The organism is Stutzerimonas stutzeri (genome assembly GCF_000935215.1).
Taxonomy (GTDB): domain Bacteria; phylum Pseudomonadota; class Gammaproteobacteria; order Pseudomonadales; family Pseudomonadaceae; genus Stutzerimonas.
Window position 1 is genome coordinate 1 of the sequence record NZ_JXXD01000377.1, and the last position, 207, is coordinate 207.

The window sequence follows — 207 nt, forward strand, 5'->3', positions numbered from 1 at the left end:
ACACCGCGGCGACCGCCGAGCTGCAGCCATCGGCGAGGATTCCCGATTTGATCCGCCGCAGATACACCGGCCCACGCACCGGCTGACGCGAGATCATCGAGTTGGCGGTCAGGTCGCCGGCGGTTTCCAGCGGGGTGATGAGGAAGATCACCGCGATCGGAATGAAGGCCATCCAGTCGAATGCGAAACCGAAGCGGAACGGTTGCG

At 64.3% G+C, this 207-nt stretch carries 1 protein-coding gene; it reads right to left on the minus strand.

The window, feature by feature from the left end; genetic code table 11:
* On the minus strand, positions 1-207 hold a 207-nt coding region (locus LO50_RS23520; protein ID WP_044316380.1), incomplete at both ends, for a solute carrier family 23 protein.